19 protein-coding genes and 2 tRNA genes are annotated in these 22607 nt (G+C 29.0%); 1 reads left to right on the top strand and 20 read right to left on the bottom strand.

Features of this window, described 5'->3' with window-relative positions:
* The first annotated feature begins 14 nt into the window (after positions 1–14).
* Positions 15–491: a hypothetical protein gene (locus R9C05_RS00500; protein WP_121940644.1), complete on the top strand. Its 477-nt coding sequence runs from the start codon at positions 15–17 to the stop codon at positions 489–491.
* A 61-nt stretch (positions 492–552) separates the two neighbouring features.
* Here R9C05_RS00500 and R9C05_RS00495 read toward each other — a convergent pair whose 3' ends face one another.
* From R9C05_RS00495 to R9C05_RS00400, 20 genes are all read right to left on the bottom strand, one after another.
* Complete coding sequence (locus R9C05_RS00495; RefSeq protein ID WP_121940643.1) at positions 553–1335, bottom strand: nuclease-related domain-containing protein; 783 nt, start codon at positions 1333–1335, stop codon at positions 553–555.
* A complete protein-coding gene (locus R9C05_RS00490; protein WP_170141520.1) occupies positions 1316–1471 on the bottom strand; it encodes a hypothetical protein in 156 nt (51 codons plus the stop codon). Before R9C05_RS00490 ends, R9C05_RS00495 begins: the two co-directional genes overlap by 20 nt.
* Before the next feature lie 145 nt (positions 1472–1616).
* Complete coding sequence (locus R9C05_RS00485) at positions 1617–1817, bottom strand: YneF family protein (protein WP_241857237.1); 201 nt, start codon at positions 1815–1817, stop codon at positions 1617–1619.
* Positions 1818–1863: 46 nt separating this feature from the next.
* Positions 1864–2817 (bottom strand): MSC_0882 family membrane protein, encoded by a 954-nt coding sequence (locus R9C05_RS00480; RefSeq protein WP_121940641.1) that lies wholly within the window; start codon positions 2815–2817, stop codon positions 1864–1866.
* 1 nt (position 2818) lies between these two features.
* On the bottom strand, positions 2819–4621 hold the full coding sequence (gene lepA / locus R9C05_RS00475) for a translation elongation factor 4 (protein ID WP_121940640.1): 1803 nt from the start codon (positions 4619–4621) through the stop codon (positions 2819–2821).
* Between the two features lie 181 nt (positions 4622–4802).
* Positions 4803–7703 (bottom strand): cation-translocating P-type ATPase, encoded by a 2901-nt coding sequence (locus R9C05_RS00470; protein ID WP_121940639.1) that lies wholly within the window; start codon positions 7701–7703, stop codon positions 4803–4805.
* A 71-nt stretch (positions 7704–7774) separates the two neighbouring features.
* Entirely contained in the window at positions 7775–9502 is a 1728-nt protein-coding gene (locus tag R9C05_RS00465) for a hypothetical protein (RefSeq protein WP_121940638.1), read from the bottom strand.
* Between the two features lie 73 nt (positions 9503–9575).
* Positions 9576–9758 (bottom strand): hypothetical protein, encoded by a 183-nt coding sequence (locus R9C05_RS00460; protein ID WP_121940637.1) that lies wholly within the window; start codon positions 9756–9758, stop codon positions 9576–9578.
* Positions 9759–9761: 3 nt separating this feature from the next.
* Positions 9762–10694: a carbohydrate ABC transporter permease gene (locus R9C05_RS00455; RefSeq protein WP_277870171.1), complete on the bottom strand. Its 933-nt coding sequence runs from the start codon at positions 10692–10694 to the stop codon at positions 9762–9764.
* Between the two features lie 10 nt (positions 10695–10704).
* The gene (locus R9C05_RS00450) at positions 10705–11745 is read right to left on the bottom strand and encodes a carbohydrate ABC transporter permease (RefSeq protein WP_121940635.1); all 1041 of its coding nucleotides are present in this window, start codon (positions 11743–11745) and stop codon (positions 10705–10707) included.
* A complete protein-coding gene (locus tag R9C05_RS00445; RefSeq protein ID WP_121940634.1) occupies positions 11745–13697 on the bottom strand; it encodes an ATP-binding cassette domain-containing protein in 1953 nt (650 codons plus the stop codon). The genes R9C05_RS00450 and R9C05_RS00445 overlap by 1 nt, the downstream gene beginning before the upstream one ends.
* Before the next feature lie 39 nt (positions 13698–13736).
* A complete protein-coding gene (locus tag R9C05_RS00440) occupies positions 13737–14753 on the bottom strand; it encodes a thermonuclease family protein (RefSeq protein ID WP_121940633.1) in 1017 nt (338 codons plus the stop codon).
* Between the two features lie 29 nt (positions 14754–14782).
* Positions 14783–16900: a P68 family surface lipoprotein gene (locus tag R9C05_RS00435; RefSeq protein WP_318613926.1), complete on the bottom strand. Its 2118-nt coding sequence runs from the start codon at positions 16898–16900 to the stop codon at positions 14783–14785.
* Between the two features lie 414 nt (positions 16901–17314).
* Positions 17315–18121, bottom strand: coding sequence for a nucleotide exchange factor GrpE (locus tag R9C05_RS00430; RefSeq protein WP_121940631.1), 807 nt, complete (start codon positions 18119–18121; stop codon positions 17315–17317).
* 1 nt (position 18122) lies between these two features.
* Positions 18123–19136 carry a heat-inducible transcriptional repressor HrcA gene (hrcA, locus tag R9C05_RS00425; RefSeq protein ID WP_121940630.1) on the bottom strand — a complete coding sequence of 338 codons (1014 nt, stop codon included), beginning with the start codon at positions 19134–19136 and terminating at the stop codon, positions 18123–18125.
* 113 nt (positions 19137–19249) lie between these two features.
* Positions 19250–19326 (bottom strand) — tRNA-Arg (locus R9C05_RS00420).
* A gap of 4 nt (positions 19327–19330) precedes the next feature.
* Positions 19331–19405 (bottom strand) — tRNA-Cys (locus R9C05_RS00415).
* A gap of 172 nt (positions 19406–19577) precedes the next feature.
* Positions 19578–20483, bottom strand: coding sequence for a hypothetical protein (locus tag R9C05_RS00410; RefSeq protein WP_121940629.1), 906 nt, complete (start codon positions 20481–20483; stop codon positions 19578–19580).
* A complete protein-coding gene (locus R9C05_RS00405) occupies positions 20483–21400 on the bottom strand; it encodes a DnaD domain protein (protein WP_170141519.1) in 918 nt (305 codons plus the stop codon). The genes R9C05_RS00410 and R9C05_RS00405 overlap by 1 nt, the downstream gene beginning before the upstream one ends.
* A 315-nt stretch (positions 21401–21715) precedes the next feature.
* Positions 21716–22600, bottom strand: coding sequence for a 5'-3' exonuclease (locus tag R9C05_RS00400; protein ID WP_121940627.1), 885 nt, complete (start codon positions 22598–22600; stop codon positions 21716–21718).
* Positions 22601–22607 lie beyond the last annotated feature (7 nt).

Below are 22607 nucleotides of genomic sequence, written 5' to 3'. Positions count from 1 at the left end.
TTATAGGTGGAATTATGGAAAACAAAGAAAAAAAGAACAAAGACAAGGCTAAAGAAATAGAAGAAAAAATCAATAAATTATTTGACAAAATCGGCGTTGATCCTCAAAAAATGAACGAGGATGAAATTGAAGGTTTGCTTAACGATTTTAAGCCAGATGCTTTAGACTCAATCTTCAAAGAAGCTGAAGAACAATTTATGAAATCAATTGAAATTGTTATTCAATCAATGAAACAAGATGGATGAAGCGACGAACAAATTAGAAACTATTACAAAGACCTTGTTAATAATGCCAATAAAGTAAGAGATTTACTTCCTCCAAACTTTGTAAATGATGAAAGAATGCAACAAGAATTTGCTGATAAACTTTTTGATGCAGTTGAAGAAATTTTAGGAAATAAAAAGAGTAAAAAATCATCAAAAAGTTTCACTTCTGAACCTTTTAAAAACAATCCAGAAAATGATGAAGAAGACAGCGGAATCTTAAATTAATTGAACTTAATAAAACAAAAAAAGTGGCCAAGCCACGTTTTTTTTGTTGCTTTCTTGATTATTAATTATTATCACTAAAATTACTTTTTATTTCTTTTTTGTGCATTTCAAGTTGAGTAGTATTTGCTTGATATTCAATTAAAACTGAAGCAGCTTTTTGAATTTGTTCATCACTTAAAATGTCGGGTAAAGTATGGTAATTTTTATAAAAGTATTTTATGTCAAAAGTTCATTCAGAAAATAATTTGCTTCCATCTTCAATATTTGAAAAAAGCACAAGATTATAAACTTTGAAATCATAATTTAAATATTTGCTCAAAACTCCACAATGCTTTTCATTTTGCTTAACGGGATTTTTGTGAAGTTTACTCTCTTTCCTCGCATCTCTATAAATTTGAATTCATTCTAAATCTGCATCATTTCCAATAATTTTACCTATTCAGTTTTTGATTTCAATGCAAAAAATACCTTTTCTTGTTATTAAAATGCTATCAATTTCAGTATTACCTTTTCTAACTGGCAAAAGTACATTTGTTAATAAATATTCATCATTTAGAACCAAACGATTTAAATAACTATTTACAATATTTTCACCTTGAATTCCTCTAATCTCATTCATTTCTTTACCAGTTGCTTGATCGAAGGGCTCTGTAAAAAATGATTTAAAATTCAATTTAGATTCATTATTTTTAGTTTTGTTATGATCATTTTTCTTCTTTAGAAGGAAAAATAAGAGTAATACTAAAATTACAGCAAATATTGCTACTGCAAATACTATTGCTAAAATTTTTCAATTCATATCTTTATCTTTGTTTTGTTTTAATTTATTTAATTTCTCGTTCAAAGGTTATAATCAAGCGAACAACTCATCTCATTCAATAAACAACGCTGGTCACTTTTCAACCTTCTTTTGCCATTAAATTCATTTTATACTCTGCATCTTTTGATGATGAAGCATCCATGACTTTATATTCATACATTTCATTACCGCCTTTTCTTATAACCGCAAAAATTATAGCAAATTAAAAATTGAAATCAACCTAATTTAAAGTAGTTTTTTATATAATTGTTTAATTATTTTTTACGAGAAAAAATAATTAAAAAATGTGGTTTTTAGCCACATTTCTATTTCGCATTTTTCATTGACCGCATAACTTGTTTAATTTGGGATTCACTTGCTTTTCTTCCCATTTGTTGGAACATTACACGAATCATTTTTTCAGTAATAGGGGGGTTTTCTTTTAATGTTTTTTCATATTTCTTTTTAGCTATAGTTAGTCCAATAAATATTCCACCAGCAAGGGCAATAATAGGAAGAAGCACCATAAGTGGAATAGCTCAATTCATTGAAATCATGTTTTCTCCTTTTAATTTATTTTTTTACTTTTTTAACAATTATATAGATGATAAATGGAATTACTAGTAAAACTAGAATACTTATAAAAAATACTTTTGCTCAAAATTTATGTGCATTACTTTTTTGCACTTGAAGTTGATTGTAATCAATAACTTCATTTGAAAAAAATGATTGAATATCAGTTAGTCTTTTCTTTCTTAAAATAGTGCCAACTATAAATAGAATAATTGCAGAAGCCATAACGGCACATAAAATATATACAACATTGTTGGGATTTGGAAAAGATTTGTGAATTCATTCTTTTCATTTTAGAGCACCTCAAGTTGCATCTTGCAAGGCTCAGAAAATTAATGTGAAAAGTCCAACATAAAATAATATTGCAACCAAAAGTCATGTTCTTCTCACTTGCTTCATTATTAATTTTAAATAAAGCTTAGGAATAAAAGCGGGCGTAGATATTTGACCAATTCTTATACTATCTCGATAGGTTTTAATTTGATTGTTAATGCCCAAAAGTTCAATAGTTTCTATAGTAAATATAGTAAATGTGATGATTCCTAAAGCAACGGGAACAATATATCAAGTTCAAAGAATTTTTTGTTCACCTTTTACAAAAAGTTTAGGAAATGCTGCAAAAAGAATACAAATTATCAAACAAGAAAAGGCAAATATTAAGTTTAAAAGCAACATTGAAAGTTTAATTCTTTTTTCAAGTCTAAAGAGTCTATAAACTCCATTTGGAATCACGCCTTCAGGATCAAGCATTTTGCGATTAACTTTAGAAAGAGCACGAGTTTCAATTGTTTCATCGTCACGTTGTTTTCCGAAAATTGGCTTCTGTGTAACGTTAAATTCGCTTGTAGCAAGTGCAGGATTTTGAACATTAATTTGACTTGCAACACTACTTTCATTGAGAGTAATATTGTTAATAATCTTTCCTTCACCACTAATAATTGGTTTTAAATCCATACTACTCCTTCTTCTTTCCAGTGTCAGTTTTTAAAATTGCTAGAAATGCATCTTGAGGAACTTCAACGGTTCCAATTGATTTCATTCTTTTCTTTCCAAGCTTTTGTTTTTTAAGTAATTTTTGTCTTCTAGTAACGTCTCCACCATAAAGTTTTGCAGTTACATCTTTTCTATATGCTTTTATTGTTTCTCTTGCTATTATTTTAGCACCAATTGCAGCTTGAACTGGGATTTCAAAGTTCTGTCTAGGAATAACTTCCTTTAATTTTTCACAAAGTTCACGACTTTTATTGTAAGCAAACTCGCGGTGTACAATCATTGCGAGTGCATCAATTTTTTCACCATTAAGTAAAATATCAACCTTAACCAAATCGCTTTCTTTTAGTCCAATGTGATCGTATTCAAAAGAAGCATAACCTTTAGAATAACTTTTCATCAAATCAAAGAAATCAAAGATTGTTTCATTAAGTGGAAGTTCATAAATTAACTTTCTTCTTCAAGCGTCAAGATACTCAATTCCAACATATTTTCCCCTTTTTGTTTGACAAAGTTCCATAATTGGACCTAAATATTCATCAGTTAAGTAAATACTTGCACGAATATAAGGTTCCTCAATTGTTTTAATTAAAGATCTATCTGGAAAAAGAGAAGGATTTGTTATATATTCAATGTCGCCGTTCGTAAGGGTTACAACAAATTCAACTGATGGAGCGGTTGCAATAATATCTAAATTAAATTCTCTTTCAAGCCTTTCTTGTAAAACATCCATATGTAGCAATCCAAGAAAACCAATCCGAAAACCAAAACCAAGTGCTTTTGAAGTTTCAGGCTCCCAAATAATTGATGAATCGGATAAACTTATTTTTTCTAAAGCATCTTTTAAATCATTATAATCACGGGTATCAACTGGATAAAAACCAGTATAAACTACAGGATTAAGTTTTTTATAGCCAGGAAGCGGAAATGCAACTTTATTATTTTGTAAAGTTATTGTATCTCCCACAGCAACTGTTTTAACATCACGAATAGAAGCGGCAATTCATCCAACTTCGCCTGCTTCTAGTTTTTCTTTTTTAATTTCGCTTGGATTTTTAACTCCAAGTTCAGTGACAAAATATCTTTTTTTAGTTTGCATAAAGTAAATTTCATCACCAACTTTTACCTCACCATTAAATATCCTAGCAAGCACAACAACACCACGGTAATTATCAAAATAACTGTCGAAAATTAATGCTTCAAGAGGTTTGGTTTTATCTGCTTCTTTCGGAGCAGGAATTCTTTCAATTATTGCTTCAATTACTTTATCAATATTTTGACCAGTTTTTGCTGAAATTAAAATGGCATCTGAAGCATCAATTCCGATGATTGATTCAATTTCATTTTTAACTCTTTCTGGGTCAGAAGAAGGAAGATCAATTTTATTAATTATTGGGACAATTTCAAGGTTGTGTTCCATTGCTAAATAAACATTAGCAAGTGTTTGAGCTTGAATTCCTTGTGTAGCATCAACTAATAAAAGTGCACCTTCACATGCTGCTAAAGATCTACTAACTTCATAAGTAAAGTCAACATGTCCTGGAGTATCAATTAAGTGAAAAATATAGTCTTTGTATTTAATTTGAATTGCATTAAGTTTAATGGTAATTCCTCTTTCTTGTTCAAGGTCCATTGAATCAAGAATTTGAGGTTTAAGTTCTCTTGCAGAAATAGTGTTTGTATATTCTAAAATACGGTCAGCTAAAGTTGACTTGCCGTGATCTATATGAGCTATAATTGCAAAGTTTCTAATTTTATCATTAGTCATAATCTTTTAAAATTATATTGAAATAATTAAATCTTAAAAATAAAAAAGTGCAAATTGAGTTTTTCATTGCACTTTTAATGATGAGTTTGATTTTAAATTTTGTTCTTTTATAAAGAGTTTTTTTAAATTTTTGATGCAATAAATTTTAAGCTTAAATTTTAATTAAATTTATTTGTAAAAATTATTTAACTCCAGCTCTTTTTGCCATCTTTTTAAGAAAACTTTTTGGGGGTTGAATTAGTTCAAATGTTGTAATTTTGCTTTCTTTTTCATGGCGTTTTGCATAGATTAATAAAGCCATTTTGTATGCGAAATAAATTGGAATTAGAACAAGTGGCATGCATAAAGAAATTGCAACTAATTTACCATTTTGACTAAGATTTTCTACTCCTCTAAATACTCTGGCAATTGGGCTTATAAAGGCAACAATTAATAAGAAAACAATTGAGAAAATTACTGATGCATAAACTTTTCAATAGTAAAGAGGATTTGATAAAATTATTGGTTTTTTGCTCATTAAATTAATAGCATTAAATGCAGCTGAAATTCCTAGCACTAGAAACATTGCAGTTGAACCTGCTCTTATTCAATCTCCATTAGCAATATTTCCTTTTTGAATGGTTATAAAGGCTCCTAAATAATAAGCAACAAGAGATAAAATTCCAATTAATATTCCTTGTCATAAAGTGTTAATCCCCATGCCTCTTGCAAAGATAGATTCATACTTAGAAATTGGTCGTTTATCCATATAATTTTCTTTAGAATCTTGTATGCCTAATGCAATGGCTGGAAAGCCGTGAGTAAATAGATTAATTCATAAAAGTTGAGTGGCTGAAAGTACCATAAATTGTTCACCTTCATTAAGACTTAAAATTTCATTTTTGAAAACAAATTTGAAAATAATTAATCCAAAGAAAACTGCGATAATTTCAGCAACTGAAGTAATAAGTAAATTTTGAATAACGTTCTTTATTTTTTGGAAAACTGAGCGACCGTTTTCTACTGCTTTAACAACTGTAGCAAAATTATCGTCTGCCAAGACCATATCTGCTGCCTGCTTTGAAGCTTCAGTTCCGGTTATTCCCATTGCACATCCAATTTCGGCTGCTTTTAAAGCAGGAGCGTCATTTACTCCATCGCCAGTCATGGCAACAACTTGGTATTTACTTTGTCATGCTTTAACAATTCTAAGTTTGTCTTCAGGTACAACACGAGCATAAACTGAAATTTTTTCAATAATATTTTCAAGTTCTTTATCGCTTAATTTAGTAAGCTCAGCCCCTGTCATGGCAATGTCACCTTCATGGTAAATTCCAATATTTTTTGCAATTGCAATAGCAGTATTGATATTATCGCCTGTAATCATAACTGGTTTAATACCAGCAGAAATACAAGTTTGAATTGCTTCTTTTGATGATTCACGAGGTGGGTCAATCATAGCAATTAAACCTACAAATTCTAGATTAGATTCAAGTTCTTTGATTTGTTCATCTTTTGAAAGTTTAAGTACTTTATCAAGTTGCGTGTTGCTTATTTTTTTAATAGCAACTGCTAATACACGGCAAGCTTCATTTGCTCATTTTTGATTAGTATTTAATACTTCTTCTCTTTTGGTTTTATCTAAAGAAAGACAATGATTGATAATAATATCTGGAGCACCTTTTACTATTACAACGTTTTCTCCATCTATTTTATTAATAGTAGTCATTAGTTTTCTATCTGAATCAAAAGGTAATGTTTCAAGACGGGGATAAAGTTCCATAAGTTCTTTTTTAGTTTTAATGTTTGTATATTTTTTAAGTGAATAAATTAAAGCAACTTCAGTAGGATCTCCTACTTCTTTAGTTTCACCATCTTTTTCGACTATGTTAGATTCATTGCAAAGGGCTGCAAATTTAACAAGTGGAAGAAAAGTTTTTTCATTAAATGCACTAAGGCCAAGTTCCTGACTTCGAGAAAATAAATTAACTACAGTCATTTTATTTTGAGTTAGTGTTCCGGTCTTATCTGAACAAATAACCGCACAAGATCCAAGTGCTTCAACAGCAGAAAGGTTATCTTTTATAATGGCTTTTCTTTTTGCCATTCTTTGTACACCAATTGCTAAAATTATTGAAGTAAAAGCAACAAGCCCTTCTGGGATAGCAGCAACTGCTAAAGAAATTCCGCTAATTATAGTAGTAGATCAAAAGACTGTGCTTGAAAAAGGAAGTTTATCAATTGCTTGAAAAATAATTTGGACAATTACACTTACTAAAAATAATCCAATTCCTGCAAAAGCAAATACTTTTCCTAATTTATTAATTTTAAGTTGTAATGGTGAAAGTGTTTGTTTTTGACTATTAACAAGTTCGCTTATTTTTCCAAGTTCAGTATTTTTTCCAGTATGAGTTACAACAAAGTATGCTGTTCCTTTTGAAACAATTGATGAAGAAAATACCATGAATTTTCTATCAGCAATATTAATGCTCATATCTCTTGGAGCATTTGCATCTTTTTCAACTGGCAAGCTTTCGCCTGTTAAAGAAGATTCAATTACTAAAAAGTTTGAAGATTGCAATAAAAATCCATCTGCTGGGACAATATCACCCGCTTCAAGCATAACAATATCACCAGGAACTATATCTTCGCTATTTATACTTATAAGTTCATTGTGTCTAATAACTTTAGCTTGTAAGGGGTTTAATTTTTTCAAAGCATCAATTGCTTTCTGACTTTTAATTTCTTGAATAGCACCAACGAGCGAGTTAGTTAAAACAACAAATAAAATGATTGATGGTTCTACAAATGAAACAATAGTTTCAGTTTTGTTTGCAAATTTAGTTTGAATTCCATGTACAATTGCCAAAATATAAGACAGTAAAGTGGCAAAAAGCAAAATGATAACTAATAAATCTTTGAATTGGCCTAAATAAATTAAAAAGCCATTTTTCTTTTTTGCTTCTTCTAGTACGTTTTTGCCATATTTTTCACATCTTATTTTAACTTCATCTTCACTTAGTCCTTGTTTAAGGTCAGTTTTGATCAAGTTTTCGTCCAAAACATAATTTGAAGTAGAATCATTTTTGTTCTGTTTTTTCATTATTCTCCTTCCAATAAATTAATCATTATTTTAAATTTTAGTTGAAAAAAAATTAATCTTAAAATTTAAGATTATTTTTCAAGTTCATCAATGGTTCCAATATAATCAGCAGATGATATTTTTACCATCCTTTTAATTAAATCATAAGCTTTTGCATTAGCTTTAAAATCATCTTTATTAGTTGATGGATTTTTTTGGTCATCAAATAAAAAGTATGACATTGCAAGTTCTAAATCATTTCTAAATCTATTTGAATAAGCATCAACTGGTTCTTCAAAAGCATGATAATCATTATTCTTTATAGCCTCTTTAAAAAGTTCAAATGAACTTATTAATGCAGCATTTTGTTTGTTTTTAATAGTTTCAAATTTATTCAAATATTCTTGTGTTGGATAAATATATTTATTCTTGTAGTTGAAGTATTCAATAGGAGTAATGTCTTTAACAAAGTCATCGCTTTGATAAGTTTTGTTAAAATTCATTTTTTTGTTATAAAGTCATTTAACAAAAGATTTGACATGTTTTTCTCTTGAAGGTTTGATTTTGACACCCATTAGTGAAGGCCCTTGAAGTAAGAAATTACTACTTTTTTGACCTTCACTTTTCTTTAAAGGAGAAGGTAAAAATATGAAATCATCTATTGTTAAAGATGATTGAAAGCTTACTTCATTAGCAAGGTTAAAAATTGAATCATAACTATGTGAACTAATAATTGTCATCATTATATTCAAACCTAAAGGAAGTTCGTATCCATGGCCTGCTCATTTTTCTCTTCATTTATCGCGAAGTCCAATAGAATCATGAATTCTTAGTTCTTTAAATTCGTTGTAAATTGTTTCAAAGGTTTTGAAAAGACTTGATTTTTTATCTTTAAGGTTTGAATAATTTAGCTTAAAATTATTTTCTTTTTCTTTGCCATATTTCAACATATAATTGTCAAAATTTCCATCAGCCAAATCGAATGCTTTTTTAAAAAAATGATTAGCGGTGTGACTTAAATATAGAGGGTAAATATTCTTCTTTATTTCTTTCTCAAAGGACATAGAAAGTTTATAACTTGCATTTTCTAATTTGTCACTATAAGTAAAGATTTCATCAGTAAAATTGAAATCAGTTTTTGTTACATAATCATTGTTAACTTTGAATTTTAAAACATTATTTAAAGCACTAACTTTATCAGCGTTATTAACTTTTAACTTTTCAAAATAATCTTTGATTGAAATAAGTAATTTTGTTTTAGTTTTATCAGGCGAAATTAATGATTTTTTGCTTTCTTTTTCAATCTTGTCAAAGATAAAACCAAAGACAAATTTGTTGATTATGAGCAAATCAATGCTACGACCAAAAGGAAGGAGAAATTTGTCATCTTTTTGAACGTTTGGAATTCCTAAATTTCTATTTTCAGGAAGTAGTTTTTCTAAAAATTTAATGTTTTTAACTTCCTCTTTAAAATTTATTAATTTATTGTATCTTGCAAGCACGTTTGCCATGCTTGGATAATAAAAAATTAAATCAGGCATCATATGATTATTTGCCTCTAAATCATTTTCTATATATCTTTGAAATGGTGTTGAAGAATTATTAAAAGGAACAACACTTACATTCATCATTTTGCTATCTTTGTCTTCGTTGTATTTTGCTACAATTTCTTTAAAAACTGAGTATCTTGCATCATCAGTTTTGAAAGGAATTATTAACTCAACATAACTATTTTGCTGGCAACTTGCCCCGATTAAGGGAAGGGCAAATGTTGGGGTTAAAATCAGTGAAGATAGGATTATTTTTTTCTTTAAATTCATAGCCTTATTATATATTAAAAAAACAGCAACATATAAATTTGCTGTTTTAGATTTCCTTATTTTTTTAAGTTTATTAAACGCCCTTGTTTACTGCTTGAATTATAAAGTTTATTAATCCAAATGTTGCAAGTGCAACAATAGCTAAACCGGCAACAATAACGATAAAAATTAATACTCAAGAAATTGATTTTTTTACTCTTTGTTTTCCTTGTTGTTTTTTAATTAAAGAATATTCATAATTATCAATTTTTTCCATATTCTATCCTTTCGTTGCATTTCCTTGACGTGAAATTGCGTTCATAATTCTCTTTCTTAAAACAAAGTAAACTACAAACATTGGTAAGATTCCAAGAATAGTTCCGGCCATACGAATTGAAGTATAAATAATTTCAACTTCACCAGCACTTTCTTTAGATTTACCAACTTCCATGAGCCAGATGTTCATTACGGTTCATGAACCGGGTTCTTGTTTAGACAAGATAAGTAGAGGTCATGAGAATGAGTTTCAAGATGCAAGGGCAGTTAGAATTGCAACAGTTCAAGTGGTTGCTTTTACCATTGGCATTGCAATTTTAGTAAAGTAAGCGAATGCACTTGCTCCATCAAGCATTGATGATTGACGTACAACTCCTTGAATAGATTCGAATGAGTTTCTATACATAAATCCAGAAAAGACTGATGCAGCAAATGGCATTGTTAAGGTAACAATTCTAATTGGCGATATTTTCCAATCGACATGTCATCCGAGACGAACAACAACAAGATATTGTCCAGCCATTAAGGCAACTTCAGGAAGAACTAGCAATGCTAGGAAAAATCCTCATGAAAGTTGTTTGAATCTTCATTTTTTAATTGAGAAAGCATAACCAAAGGTTATTGAGAAAAAGATTCTTAAAACAACTGAAAGTGCAGTTATTCCAGCAGTGGTTACGATTGCTTTCAAGTAACCAGCTTGTGCTGCTGTTCTAAAGTTTTCAAAGTGAAAATCAACGCCTTTTTTGTCTGGAAATTTTAATGGGAATAAAACTAATGTGTTTTGGTCATTTTGTCAATATTTATCTAATAATGATTGGTTAATCATGTAATAGAATGGAAACATAATAAGGATTCCGAAAAATACAAGTACAAATATTTTAAATACTCAAGTTAAAATAACGCTAATTGGTCTGGTCGTTTCAACCGGCCTTACCATTGCTTCTTGTTTAGACTTTAAAAGTCGTTTTTGACTTCAATGTCTGAGTTTCAATCTTACGAGTGACATTTAACGCTCCTATCTTTGTACTTGCTTTGTATGCTAGAGTGACTAATTTTCTAAGTCCAAATGAAATAGTTACACCTAAAACGAAAAGAATTACTGATGCTGCACCACTTCTACCATATTCTCCACCACGAACCATTGAGTAAATGTAAAGCATAATTGATGATCCACCATGTGCAACAGCAGTTTCGGGACTATTATCAAATAAAGCTAGTGGGAAGATTTTAATACCACCAATTATTCCAATTGTAATTAAGAATGATAGGGTAGGTTTAATAGAAGGTAAAGTGATGGCAAAGAATTGTTTTGCTTTATAAGCACCATCAATTGAACCAGCACGGTAAAGGTTTTGGTCAACTGATAGCATTGCTGTAGTTAGAATTAATACTTGAAAGGCTAAGTTTCCTCAAACCCCACGGAACACAATTACTCCAAAAGCTGATCAGTTTCAATCCGATGTATCTTGCAAGAATAAGAGTGGTTTTTTAATAAGCCCCAGTTTTTGAAGTAAGGTATTAATAATTCCACCCTCACGTCTGAAGATATAAATAAATGAAATTGAAACTGCAACCATGCTTGTAACATAAGGTAAGAAGAATACTGTTTGTCAAAAGCTTCTTGCTCATTTTTTAACAACTTGAGTAATTGCTATTGCTATTAAAAGAGAGCAAGTTAGACTAATTGGTAAGGCAATTATTGCATAGACAATTGAGTTTCTAATACCTGTTTGAAAACCATAGTCTTTAAAAATATTGACATAGTTTGCAGTTGAAAGTTTGGCTTCATCAATATAGAATCCAGTTCCTCTATCTAGAAATGATTTGTAAATAACTAAGATAAAAGGAATTAAAGTGAAAAGTAAGATTGTTAAAAATGATGGAAGAATTAATAAGAATGGTTTTCAATAAGGTGTTCTTGTTGAGAGAATGCTTAAATTATCACCAATGTTTTTAACTCTCATTTTTTTTCAAAAATATCTTTTCATTAATCAATTCTTTCCCCAGTTTCAGCATCAAAGAAATGTAATTGATCAATTGATTTGAATCCAAGTTTAACTTGTTCGCCAATTTCATAAACGCTTTTTTTGGTTAAATAAACGTTACAGATCTTGTCAATTTCTTTGATATAAATTTGAGACTGAATTTCTTTTCCAAGATATTCTATGTTTTTGATTTCGCCAGTAAACATGCCTTTTGAGCTTTCAATTAAACTCTCACCACGAGCACCAATATGAATTAATTGTTTGTCATATTTAACTGGAAGTTCTGCAATAAGTTTGTCACTAATATATGCCTTGCCATGTTCAACTTTTGCTTCAAAAATGGTCATTTCAGGCATACCTAGAAAACGAGCAACAAATTCATTTTTTGGCTTTAAATAAAGGTCAATTGGACTTCCGATTTGTTGAACTTTTGCAGTTGACATACAAACAATACGATCGCTAATTGACATAGCTTCTTCTTGGTCGTGAGTAACAAAAACTGTAGTAATTCCAAGCTCTTGTTGAATAGAACGTATTCATTTTCTGGTTGAAATTCTTAGTTTTGCATCTAAGTTTGAAAGAGGTTCATCTAGTAATAAAATCTTTGGTTTTTTAACAATAGCACGAGCAATTGCTACCCGTTGTTGTTGTCCACCAGAAAGTTGAGTTGGTTTTTTACCTAAGTTTTTTGTAATTTCTACTCTTTGAGCTACTTCTAAAACATCACGAACGATTGCTTCAGGAATAGTCAATACATCTTTTGAAAGTTCTTCGATTTTTTCTTGTAAAGGTTGAGGTAGGAATAAAATCAACTTGTTAAGTTTTGATGAAAAAGTTAGGCCAGTAATACTGTGTTGTTCAAAAATTGGGTCAAATAATGAATTAACTTTTTCACGGTAAGCGTTATCAACGAATTTTTTTGTAGTTTTAAAGTCTTGGTTTTTCTTTCTAATTTTTTCGTTCAGTTCGCTTGATTTTCTTTCCTTAAGTTTTGCTTTATATTGAACTTTAGCATCTTTAATCGCTTGAGTTAGTATACGCTTTTGTTCTTTATAATTTTCTTCATATTGATCTTCAAGATCTTTAATTTCTTGTTTGCATTTAGATTTTAAAGATGCTTTTTTATCTGCAAGAGATGCCTTTAATTCTTCAGTTTGAACTAAGAATTTTGAAACATCTTGATTAGTAAGCTTAGCTTTAGAAATTTCACGATCAATTGTACTTAATTGTGAAGAAAAGTGTAAGTTTAATTTTCTTAAATTTTCTTCAAGATCATGTTGTAAGTTTTTAATTTTTTGTAAAACTTCTTTGGTTAAACTAGTTAAGATTGCTGTTTTTTTAGTAATTGCTAAATTGTATTTATTTTGTGAATCTTCTGTAATATCAGAAAGTTCAGCTTTTAAATCAATTAAATATTTTTGTATTTCTCTTGGATTATCAATTGTGTGAAAACATTTTGTTTTTAGGTCACTGATATCATCTTCAGCAACATTGAAGTGTTCTAAGATTAACTTAAAAATTTGTTGTTGAGCTAATTTTGTTTTTTCAATCGTTTCTTCTCTTCAATGTTTGTCATGAGCAAGAGGGAATGCTATATTTTCATAAACTGTCATATGTGGATAAAGTGCATAGTTTTGGAAAACAAGACCAAGTTCTCTTTGTTGAGGTGAATATTTTGTAACGTCAATTCCTGAGAAAAAAACTTTTCCACTTGTAGGTCTAAGTAAGCCTGAAATAGCATTTAAAGTAGTAGTTTTACCTGAACCAGATGGTCCTAATAAAGTAACAAGTTCACCCTTTTTAATTTGGAATGAAACATTATCAACTGCTACTGCATCACCGAAGTCAATCACAAGATCTTTTAACTCAATTGCTGCAGCATTTTTATTATCAAAATAGCGCTTTTGAGAAAAAGCATGGATTTTTTCTTGGGCTAGCATTTCTGCTTTGTCCATTTTTCTCCTTAATTTTTTAAGTTTATTTTGCGATATAAACTATAAACCGTATTGTTTATTTCTTGAATCAATGAAAGCGAAAATACTATTATTTGGTTCAAGTTTATCGAATTTACTAAATTCGGCACTTAGGATATATTCACCGCCACCGTTGGCAATCATTCCAATTCCATGATCTACATATTCTAAAGTGAATTCATAAGGTGAAACCATAGCTTCGCCTCTTCCCCCATTTTTGACATCATTTTCAACGCCTTTGTATTTATAACTTTCTGGGTTGTAGAATCCACGATTTTGTTCTATTCCTTCATTAAATGCATAAGCCATGTAGGGCAACATTAAAGCAAATGGTGAGTCGAATTCTTTTTCATTATAATTACTTGTAAAAGCACCCGTTTCACCTGATGAAAAACGAGGCAATGTTCAGCCACCGGCTAACATTTCTGTTGAAAAATTACGGTAGAATTTTCCTTGTTCTTCACCAGGTTTGTCAAAGAAGATATTTGCAACTAAACGATCATATGATGAATTTGCTCAATTCTCTGCAATTGCTCTAATTTTTGCACCTTTTGGAATTATAGAATTTGCATATCTATGATCTAAAGCCGCAAGAGCTCTTTCTCTTCTTTTAACAGTTGGGGTTCCTTCTTCAAGAGTATCAATACCTGAAATTCTAATTTTGCAAGCTCTTTTGATACCCCCACCATCAATTCAATCTGCTTTTAAAGTGTCACCATCAGATCAACCAGTAACGGTCATGTCACGGTAATTGAATTTTTCTCAATAAGTTCCTTGTCATGTTGTTAATGCACCAGTTATTGGATGTTTTTTGCTTAAAGTAGTTTTTTTATAAAATAGTTTACCTATTTTTGCATAATCTTTTGGCTCAATTCCTTCATAAAAAGAATTTAATTTGATGTCTTTGTAACTTACACCTTTACTGTTATAGTATTTTTTAACTTTTTCTTCTTTTTTACAAGAAGCAGCTAAAACAGTAGTTGGAATTAATGGTAGAGAAATTAAACTAATATTTAATAATATTTTGTTGGTTTTCATTAGATTATTCCTTGTTTTTAAGTCTTTTATTAATCTAATCTAGTTCCAAGAATTTGTTTAAATTTCTTTAATAAGCTTTTGAAATCATGAGGTTGACCATTGCTTGCTGAGTCCATAGCATTCTTGCCTAATGTAGTCATAGTATCACGTAGAATTTGTGATTGAGAAGCTGCAACGTCTTCAACTAAATGATAGTTTTTGTCATTCATAGCTTTTCTAAAGTTATCAAAAGCAACTCTATTTGCTGCATTTAATTTAATTTTTCCTGGATCTTGGCTAAATCATGCACTTGTTGTTGAAACATAACTACCTAAACCATTGAAAACATCAATTGGGTTACCATTAAATGTTTGTGCGAATGCTTTGAAGTCTTTAAGTTGATGAGTAAAGAATCATTTAACAAATAATTTTGTTGCTTTATCTTCTCTTTCGTTTGCATGAATTCCAATAAATGATGGGCCTTGAGCAGTAACTGAGAATGTACTTGCCGCATCAGTGTTTGCTTTAAGTGGAACACTCTTTCACATTGCTTCATCAAAGTTAAGATTTTCTGTGCCTGATGTAGAATCAATAAGAATTTTTGTTGATGGAATGTAGTAAAAATCTAAGGTTGAAGCACCTTTACCGTTAAGAATTTTCCCTAAATATTTTGCATTAGGAATTTCTTTTCCATCTTTTTTAACAACATCACCGTCATGAGTTAAAGTATCATCAACTACTAAATAATCACCAGCTTTAAAAATTGCTAAAGCTTTGTCTTCAGACTCTTTATCAACAAACATTCAACCATGTTCTCCTTTTGCTTGAGGAGCGTTATGTCTTACAATTGGATTTTCAAATTTTTCGTTTTGGAATAAAGCAATAACTTCAGTACCTGTAGTATCAACTAGATTAAGTTTAAAAGTACTCTTAAGTTCTTTACCAATTTTTCCGTTTGCACTATCAAGAGCAAAAATTGTTTTACCACCAGCACCATCACTTATAAATGTGTGTACATATCCTGCAGTTGAACCAATTAAAATTGCCATTTCATGAATAGTTAAAGGCCCTGAACCGTATGCACCTCCGCCTCCAACATAAACTGCTTTCTTCTCAATTGCAGGTAATAAAATTTCTCAACTAGCTTTGAAGTTTTTGTGTTCTGGACTTGCTTCGTTTTCACGGAATGAAGCAAAGTCAAAACCACCAAATTTTGCATATTTTTCATCTTTTGGATGATATGTAATAAAGGTTTTACTCTTATCTCCGCCCGCTAGTGAAAGTGACATTGCGTAAATTGTGTTAGGAATTGAGTCAAATCCAACAACAAATCTTGTCTTTGTTTCGGGTGCATCTTGTTTACTAAATGCAAGTTTTGAAAGTTCAGCAAATTTTAAAAGTTCAGTATAACTTTCAAAAATTGCATCACTTAATTTGTAATCTTTTAGCATTGCAACAACAGCGTTTTTGTCTGGACCATCTGGAAGTAAAGTTGGATCTCATTTTTTATCGACAGCAGCCTTATCACTTCCTGTTGTATATGATTTAATCATTTCATCAATAAGTGTATGTGTTCCTTCAAGTTGAACATTGTAAGGAGCTTGTGTTAAGGTATAAAGTAGTTTTCCTAAAACAGGTTTGTTAATTGACATCATTTCTGATGAACGTGAAATAGGAACAACTCATCTTTCGTGAGATTTAATACCTGCAATTTGATCATTAACATTTTTAAATAGTGGGTGAAGTCCGTATGATTCAAAATCTTTTGAAAAATCTAAGTTCATTCTATATCTTGCAATAATTGATGAAGCAGTTGCATAGTTAGTCATTAGATTAAAGAATTGTTTATCATCCTTAGCTTCTAGTTTGTTTTTTAATTCTTCTGTACTGTATCCGTTTGAACCAACAGCAACATCAACTGGTAAGTATCCAGCAGCTTTGGCTTCAGAAGTTTTTGCAAATTTATTAAATTCAGCAACGATTGTACGAAGACCTGCACCTTGAGGAGCAGAAGTAGCAAATCCAGAATATAATTTAATTCTTCCATCATCTTGTTGATCAAAAAGGAATTTAGTTGAAGTATTTCCCCCACCACAGCTAGCACCTACTAAAGGCAGTGTGGCAACAGCTAAAGGTGCTAAAGCAAATAGTATTTTTTTGGTTTTCATTTTTTTCCTTTCAAATTTAATTTTGAAAACTTTTTTTTTTTTTTTTTTTTGATTAGTTGTTTAAAAATTTCAAGATTAATTTTTATATTTTTTCTATTTTCTAATATCTTTTAAAGTTAAATTTTGTTTATCACTAATGTAAAATAATTTACAATTCGTGTCATTGTCAGTTGTCATAAATTAGTGGTTTTTCTTAAATAAAAAAGTTATAAGAAATAAAAAAACGCGTAAAAAGACACGAAGCTTTTTACGCTTTTTTAAGTTTAGTTTGTGAAGTTTTTATTACTAGATAATTCACAATCTAAATTTTATAGCATTTTTATTTTTTTTAAATAAAATTTAAAGAGTTCAAAATCTTATAAAAAAATTCATGTTTTTTATTTCCGAAACTGGTAAAATTTGTAAATCATTTGCCTATTTACTTACAACTACAGATGCAGGTTTTAAAACCCTTCCATTTAGTTTATATCCAATCATTTTTACTTCTAAAATCTTATCTTTTGTCTTGCCTTTTTCTTCTCTAAGTTCAAATGCATGTTGTTCTTCAGGATTAAAAGTCGAACCTACTTCAGGAATTATTTTAACAACTCCATGTTCAAGTAAAACATCTTCAATTTGTTGATAAAGCATTATAAATCCAGTTAAATAATTTTTAATAACTGAATCATTACTTTTTTTAAGGTAATCAAAAGCTTGATCAACTTTTGAAAGCGGAACAATTAAATCTTCTAAAAATGATTGTAAGGCATATTTTTTAGCATCACTTTTTTGTTCCTCAAAATGTTTGTTATTCTTTTCTTTTAAATCATTTAATTTTTGTTGAGCTTTTACTTCAAATTCTTTAATTTTTTCTTTAAATTCATGAACAAGTTTTTTGTTTTCAAGTTCAAGAACTAAATTTTTTGAAATCAAAGAACTAATTTTTTCCTCAAGTTTTTGATTTTCTTCTTCTAAGCTTTGACTTATAGTCAAAAGATCTTTTAATTTTTTATTTGGTTTTTCAACTGAAATAATTTTTAAAACATTTTTCTTTTTATTTACTTCAAATGTTAAATCTTTATTTAATTCAATTTTTTCAAGAGATAAAAGAAAATGAATTAGTTCTTTATCTTCATAATTTTCATTTATTAAAATTTCAACTTTATTTTTTTCTTCTTCAACCTTTTTGCTTTTTAAAGTTGAATAACTTAAAGTAACAATATCAAACTTTTCAATCTTCATTTTATTTCTTTCCTTTCTTTAAAATCTTTTCAACAATTTCAAATGTTTCAAGTCCTTTTTCAACATTTAAATTTTTAGGTCCAATAACACTAATTTCAGAAATATTATTTTCATTTTCAAAATCAATTTTTTTACTAATAATCGATAAATTGGGACGACTTAAATCAAGTTTTAAGTTATTATCTTCATCAATGTTATTTTCAATAGCATCTCAAACTGAATGACTATCAATTAAATTTAAAACTTGACTAATTTCTTCACGGCTAATATTTTCAGATAAAATCATGGCTGATTTATTGAAAGTTTTTGCGGTAACTTCTTCTTTAAAAACAAAAACATTTTTAATAAATTCTTGAATAATAATTTCGCAATTTTTAACTTGCTCACTTAAAATTGGAGCTAAACTTTTTACTCTTTCAGCAAGGTAAATTAAAGGTGTGTCAATTAGTCTTTCTTTAAAAATTCTAATAGCAATTTTTACATCATTTAATTTAATTAACTTGCTTTCAATATTGAACATTTTAGATTCAACTCTACCACTACTTGTAACAATAACAACAATTGCTTGTTTTTCATTTAAGGTTGTAAGCTGGATTGAACGTAAAGTTTCTGTAGCATTATTGCTTGTTGCAATAACAGTAAAACCTGCCATCTCGCTAATAATAGAAGCAGCTTCATCAACGGTAGCATCAACTGCAATTCTTCTTTTTGCAAGTAAGTCTTCAAGCTTTTCGTGAAAGAATTTTTTACGATTATAAACTAAGTATTTTGTGTAATATTCAAGACCTAACGTTGAGGGAATTCTTCCACCGGAAGTGTGAAGTTTTTCTAAAAGCCCCATCTTTTCAAACTGAGCCATTATTGCTCTAACTGTGGCACTTGAAACTTTTAGTTTATAAAAACTAACAAGTTCTTTTGAAGCAACTGGTTCGCCTGTTTTTATATAAAGATCAACTATTTTTTTAAAATAAATTGCTTGATTTTCATTAAGTATAATTTGTTTTAAATCTTCCATGTTTTCACCTAATAATAATATTAATTTAATTTTAGCACTTAAAGTGTTAATTTGCTAATTTTTAAGGCAAAAAGAAAAGCACCTTGCGGTGTTTTCGGGTCAATTTCTTGAAATGGCGCGCCCGGCAGGAGTCGAACCCGCAACCTCATGGGCCGTAACCATACACTCTGTCCAGTTGAGCTACGGGCGCATTTTGGAGCCACCAACCGGATTCGAACCGGTAATCAGGGTGTTGCAGACCCATGCCTTGGCCGTTTGGCTATGGTGGCAACACAGGCTAAATTGCAAACTATATTATATTACACTTTTAACTTTTTAAAGTAAATAGATTAGAGAGTTTCTAAAAAATTTGAGTAAAGTTAGTCTCATCAAAAAAAAGAAGATAGCAAAAGAGGGATTGCTATCAAAGTGTATATTACACTTGTTAAAATTATAAACTATTTATAAGCGTTTTTTGAAGTATTTTGTGCATAAATTTGAAATTACTTGCTTAAAAAATGACTCAACTATATCAATTGCTTGATTTCTTTTATCTTTTGGAGTAGACAATAAATCAACGCTACTATTTAAAATATCAATTGGAGCAGACATAAAAGTTGCCAAGTTATTTTCATACCTTGCTTTAAAAACATCAATAACTTTGCTCATAAAAGGTTGAGGTTTTTGGCCAATTCCAATATCTTCTACAAATAAATAAGGAACTTGTTTTAATATTTCAATAACATAATTATTATTTTCAATATCCGAATTCAATAAGGTTACAAAAAGATCATCAAATTTAATTCAACAAGTATGATCTTTTTTCTCATGTACAAGTTGAAAGCAAAGATATTTCAAAATGTTCTTTGCATCAAAAAATTCTTTATCAATTAAGAAAATTCCTTTTTTTGAATTTTTGTTAAAAATTTCATCAATATGAACACGCAAATCTTTTGAAAATTTTTCAATTGAGTTTCCGGCTTCTTTGATTAGTTTTCTTGGTTTGGCTTTTGATGGAATTAAAAAATAGTCTTCAAAATCTTTGGGAAGTGGTGTGATTGAAGTTAATTCAAATTGTTGAAGCATTAGTTTCTTTTTAACTTCGGCACTATTTGTTGGGTCTATTTCCAAAATTCCGTATTCACTTAAAAATACTGAAATGGTAGGTTTGCCATTATGCTTTTTACAATTTTCATAATAGTTCATCAAGATAACTAAATTATTTTCAATAATTTCTTCAGTCAAAGAAAGTTTTGATATTAAATTTTTGACTCAATTTGAGGTCAAAACTTCTTCTTTATATTTTTTAAAATCTTCTTCCTTCAAAGGACTTTTGCTAAACAAATTTTTAAGGTAATTATTTTCCATTAATCAGCCCACTCACATTCATCATCATTAGTTAATTTTAGCAAAAATTCTTTTGTCTCTTCAGAACATTCTTTTTGTCTCATTTGAGAATCAAAAACTAAGTTTCTTTCACGTTTTGAATTAATTTTATTTATTAAAGTGGTTTCAAGTTCAAGGTCAATTTCTTCAGCATCAAAAATGTTTCTTTCAGCATAATCGCTTGCAATTTTATTAATGTAATTTACTACAATTGCATTATTAACATTCATAGAATAGTTAATAAAAAGATTAATTGAAAGATCAGAAAAAGAAAGACGGCGAAGTTTTTTGACCATTAAAATTTCACTAGGGCTTGCTAGTCTATTATTAATATATTTAATGAAATTTAGAGGTTCTAAGGTATTAGTTTTTTCTTTGAAATTATATGAAACTGGTGCTTTGTTTTTAATATCTTCTCCTTCAAGAGATTCAAAATCAAAAACTTCAAAACTTTTCTTACTTACATCTAGTAAATTTTGTTTTTCAAAAGTTGCAACTTGTTTTAAATCAAGAAGTTCATTAAACTTTTTAACTCCTATTTTTTTAGATAAGATTGAACTTAAAAGTTTATTATTAATAATTTCATTTGCAGTTAATGGTTTTATAAGCTCAAAAATTAAGTTGCCGTTTGAATCAACATAAGTTTTTAGTAAGTTACTTGCTTCTAAAAGTTCTTTTGCTTTCATAAATTTAGTTTCGTTCAGTGCTAAAAAATCCATAAGTTCTTCAAATAGATATTTTTTAAGACTATATTTGTATAAATTGAAACTATCAAATAAGTAAAAATATAAAGCAATTCCTTTTCTTCCAACAATTGGAGTATAAAAAATTCTCAAATTTTCTAAGTCTTGAGAATTTATGCCATTATTTGAAGCAATGTAGAAGTTTTTTCCTTGCATAACCACCCCCAAATTTTTTCTATTTAATCTCATTTTAAGTGATAAAAATGGCCAATTTTGATTATTTTTTTCTTTTGCCACATCTTCTAAGTCAATAAACATTAGTTATTAACACGGCCAAAGATAAAATTAGCCTTCAATTAAGACTAAATATTAAAAAAATAGCACTTATTTACAAACAATAAATGTCTATTTTATTTAGGTTTCAAATTATATTTTTGGTAATTTTTTGTGTGTTTTTTGGCTCTTTTTTTAATCTTAAAAATCTATTAAATTTCAAAACTATAAAAAATTAGATTTTTTTTGTATTTTTAATTAGTTTAAAATTAATTTTATAAGTTTGTTTTTTACGTTTTTAAGCTCATAATCTTCCAAAAATTCATTTGCCTTTTCAGTTATTTTAAAGTTTTGGAAATCAAGTTCTTCTAAAGGAATTTGTGGCAAAGTAAATGCATCTCTTAATGTTGCAAGATATTTATTTTTAAAAACAATTTCTTTAAATTCAAGAAGTTTTTGACTAATCTTTTCACTAAATTTATCTAAATTTTCATAAATATTTTCAACATTTCCAAATTCTTCCAGCATTTTTGCGCAGGTTTTAGGGCCAATTCCTTCAACACCTTTGAAATTATCACTAGGATCTCCAACAATTGCTTTAAAATCAATTACTTGGTTTGGATTAAAGTCATAAAACTCTCTGAAGTTATCATTATTAATAACTACATATTCTTGCTTAACCTTTTTTAAAATACTTGTTTTATTATTAATTAGTTGATTTAAATCCTGATCAGCAGAAAAGATTAACTTTTCATTATCAGCATATTCTTTAACTATCTTAGCAATTACATCGTCAGCTTCAAACCCATTTTCTATAATCACTTTAAAATTTAAAGATTCAAGAATCTTTTGAATAAGAGTAAGTTGAAAATAAAATTCCTCAGGTGCTTTTTTTCTATTAGCTTTATAATCAGTAAAAATTTCATGGCGAAAAGTTTTGGCATGTGCATCAAAAGCAAAAACAATATACTTAAAATTAAATCTAGTTTGTAAAGAAATTAAGGTGTTCAAAAAGCCAGCAACTGCTGCAGTAGGTTCACCTTTTGAGTTTGTAAGCTTTGCTTTTGAATAAAGCATCGCATAATAGGAGCGGTAAGTTAAATAAGTTCCATCTACGATTAAAAAATCAAAATCCTTTTTCATTTTGTTA

This window comes from Metamycoplasma subdolum (genome assembly GCF_033546815.1).
GTDB classification, from domain to species: Bacteria; Bacillota_I; Bacilli_A; order Mycoplasmatales; family Metamycoplasmataceae; genus Metamycoplasma; species Metamycoplasma subdolum.
Note: the sequence above shows the minus strand (reverse complement) of the source record. Positions and strands in the feature narration are given on the sequence as shown.